At 53.7% G+C, this 3286-nt stretch carries 2 protein-coding genes and 1 pseudogene; 2 read left to right on the forward strand and 1 reads right to left on the reverse strand.

Features of this window, described 5'->3' with window-relative positions; all coding sequences use genetic code 11:
* Window positions 1-843 precede the first annotated feature (843 nt).
* Window positions 844-1521 carry a hypothetical protein gene (locus NKJ21_RS27245; RefSeq protein ID WP_254733396.1) on the forward strand — a complete coding sequence of 226 codons (678 nt, stop codon included), beginning with the start codon at window positions 844-846 and terminating at the stop codon, window positions 1519-1521.
* A gap of 707 nt (window positions 1522-2228) precedes the next feature.
* Here the strand turns inward: NKJ21_RS27245 and NKJ21_RS27250 are convergent.
* Window positions 2229-2450: pseudogene (locus tag NKJ21_RS27250) on the reverse strand (hypothetical protein); the annotation flags it as partial.
* A 30-nt stretch (window positions 2451-2480) separates the two neighbouring features.
* On the opposite strand from NKJ21_RS27250, the gene NKJ21_RS27255 reads away from it, so the two are divergent.
* On the forward strand, window positions 2481-2990 hold the full coding sequence (locus tag NKJ21_RS27255; protein ID WP_254733399.1) for a hypothetical protein: 510 nt from the start codon (window positions 2481-2483) through the stop codon (window positions 2988-2990).
* Window positions 2991-3286 lie beyond the last annotated feature (296 nt).

Below are 3286 nucleotides of genomic sequence, written 5' to 3' on the forward strand. Positions count from 1 at the left end.
CTTGAGCGTCGATTTTTGTGATGCTCGTCAGGGGGGCGGAGCCTATGGAAAAACGCCAGCAACGCGGCCTTTTTACGGTTCCTGGCCTTTTGCTGGCCTTTTGCTCACATGTTCTTTCCTGCGTTATCCCCTGATTCTGTGGATAACCGTATTACCGCCATGCATTAGTTATTAATAGTAATCAATTACGGGGTCATTAGTTCATAGCCCATATATGGAGTTCCGCGTTACATAACTTACGGTAAATGGCCCGCCTGGCTGACCGCCCAACGACCCCCGCCCATTGACGTCAATAATGACGTATGTTCCCATAGTAACGCCAATAGGGACTTTCCATTGACGTCAATGGGTGGAGTATTTACGGTAAACTGCCCACTTGGCAGTACATCAAGTGTATCATATGCCAAGTACGCCCCCTATTGACGTCAATGACGGTAAATGGCCCGCCTGGCATTATGCCCAGTACATGACCTTATGGGACTTTCCTACTTGGCAGTACATCTACGTATTAGTCATCGCTATTACCATGGTGATGCGGTTTTGGCAGTACATCAATGGGCGTGGATAGCGGTTTGACTCACGGGGATTTCCAAGTCTCCACCCCATTGACGTCAATGGGAGTTTGTTTTGGCACCAAAATCAACGGGACTTTCCAAAATGTCGTAACAACTCCGCCCCATTGACGCAAATGGGCGGTAGGCGTGTACGGTGGGAGGTCTATATAAGCAGAGCTGGTTTAGTGAACCGTCAGATCCGCTAGCGCTACCGGACTCAGATCTCGAGCTCAAGCTTCGAATTCTGCAGTCGACGGTACCGCGGGCCCGGGATCCACCGGTCGCCACCATGGACAACACCGAGGACGTCATCAAGGAGTTCATGCAGTTCAAGGTGCGCATGGAGGGCTCCGTGAACGGCCACTACTTCGAGATCGAGGGCGAGGGCGAGGGCAAGCCCTACGAGGGCACCCAGACCGCCAAGCTGCAGGTGACCAAGGGCGGCCCCCTGCCCTTCGCCTGGGACATCCTGTCCCCCCAGTTCCAGTACGGCTCCAAGGCCTACGTGAAGCACCCCGCCGACATCCCCGACTACATGAAGCTGTCCTTCCCCGAGGGCTTCACCTGGGAGCGCTCCATGAACTTCGAGGACGGCGGCGTGGTGGAGGTGCAGCAGGACTCCTCCCTGCAGGACGGCACCTTCATCTACAAGGTGAAGTTCAAGGGCGTGAACTTCCCCGCCGACGGCCCCGTAATGCAGAAGAAGACTGCCGGCTGGGAGCCCTCCACCGAGAAGCTGTACCCCCAGGACGGCGTGCTGAAGGGCGAGATCTCCCACGCCCTGAAGCTGAAGGACGGCGGCCACTACACCTGCGACTTCAAGACCGTGTACAAGGCCAAGAAGCCCGTGCAGCTGCCCGGCAACCACTACGTGGACTCCAAGCTGGACATCACCAACCACAACGAGGACTACACCGTGGTGGAGCAGTACGAGCACGCCGAGGCCCGCCACTCCGGCTCCCAGTAGAGCGGCCGCGACTCTAGATCATAATCAGCCATACCACATTTGTAGAGGTTTTACTTGCTTTAAAAAACCTCCCACACCTCCCCCTGAACCTGAAACATAAAATGAATGCAATTGTTGTTGTTAACTTGTTTATTGCAGCTTATAATGGTTACAAATAAAGCAATAGCATCACAAATTTCACAAATAAAGCATTTTTTTCACTGCATTCTAGTTGTGGTTTGTCCAAACTCATCAATGTATCTTAAGGCGTAAATTGTAAGCGTTAATATTTTGTTAAAATTCGCGTTAAATTTTTGTTAAATCAGCTCATTTTTTAACCAATAGGCCGAAATCGGCAAAATCCCTTATAAATCAAAAGAATAGACCGAGATAGGGTTGAGTGTTGTTCCAGTTTGGAACAAGAGTCCACTATTAAAGAACGTGGACTCCAACGTCAAAGGGCGAAAAACCGTCTATCAGGGCGATGGCCCACTACGTGAACCATCACCCTAATCAAGTTTTTTGGGGTCGAGGTGCCGTAAAGCACTAAATCGGAACCCTAAAGGGAGCCCCCGATTTAGAGCTTGACGGGGAAAGCCGGCGAACGTGGCGAGAAAGGAAGGGAAGAAAGCGAAAGGAGCGGGCGCTAGGGCGCTGGCAAGTGTAGCGGTCACGCTGCGCGTAACCACCACACCCGCCGCGCTTAATGCGCCGCTACAGGGCGCGTCCCATTCGCCATTCAGGCTGCGCAACTGTTGGGAAGGGCGATCGGTGCGGGCCTCTTCGCTATTACGCCAGCTGGCGAAAGGGGGATGTGCTGCAAGGCGATTAAGTTGGGTAACGCCAGGGTTTTCCCAGTCACGACGTTGTAAAACGACGGCCAGTGAATTGTAATACGACTCACTATAGGGCGAATTGGGTACCGGGCCCCCCCTCGAGGTCGACGGTATCGATAAGCTTGATTCCCGGAATTCTTTGCCATGGACCAGGACTATGAGCGAAGGCTCCTGCGGCAGATCATCATCCAGAATGAGAACACAGTGCCCTGTGTTTCAGAGATGCGGAGAACCCTGACACCAGCCAACTCCCCAGTGTCTTCACCCAGCAAGCATGGTGACCGCTTCATCCCCTCGCGGGCCGGGGCCAACTGGAGCGTGAACTTCCACAGGATCAATGAAAATGAGAAGTCCCCCAGCCAGAACCGCAAAGCCAAGGACGCCACCTCGGACAATGGCAAAGACGGCCTGGCCTACTCCGCACTGCTGAAGAATGAGCTGCTGGGTGCCGGCATCGAGAAGGTTCAGGACCCACAGACGGAGGACCGGCGGCTGCAGCCGTCCACACCAGAGCACAAGGGGCTCTTTACGTATTCCCTCAGCAGCAAGCGCTCGAGTCCAGATGATGGCAATGACGTGTCCCCATACTCTCTGTCCCCCGTTAGCAACAAAAGTCAGAAGCTGCTGCGGTCACCACGGAAGCCCACACGCTAAGAATTCCCGCATCGAATTCCTGCAGCCCGGGGGATCCACTAGTTCTAGAGCGGCCGCCACCGCGGTGGAGCTCCAGCTTTTGTTCCCTTTAGTGAGGGTTAATTTCGAGCTTGGCGTAATCATGGTCATAGCTGTTTCCTGTGTGAAATTGTTATCCGCTCACAATTCCACACAACATACGAGCCGGAAGCATAAAGTGTAAAGCCTGGGGTGCCTAATGAGTGAGCTAACTCACATTAATTGCGTTGCGCTCACCAGGCTGCGCAACTGTTGCGCCACATTAATTGCGTTGCGCT

It is taken from the genome of Klebsiella sp. SWET4 (assembly GCF_024296565.1).
GTDB lineage: Bacteria > Pseudomonadota > Gammaproteobacteria > Enterobacterales > Enterobacteriaceae > Klebsiella > Klebsiella variicola.

Coding starts and splice junctions, on each gene's coding strand:
- NKJ21_RS27245 (WP_254733396.1), top strand. CDS start 844: ATGGACAACACCGAGGACGTCATCAAGGAGTTCATGCAGTTCAAGGTG.
- NKJ21_RS27255 (WP_254733399.1), top strand. CDS start 2,481: ATGGACCAGGACTATGAGCGAAGGCTCCTGCGGCAGATCATCATCCAG.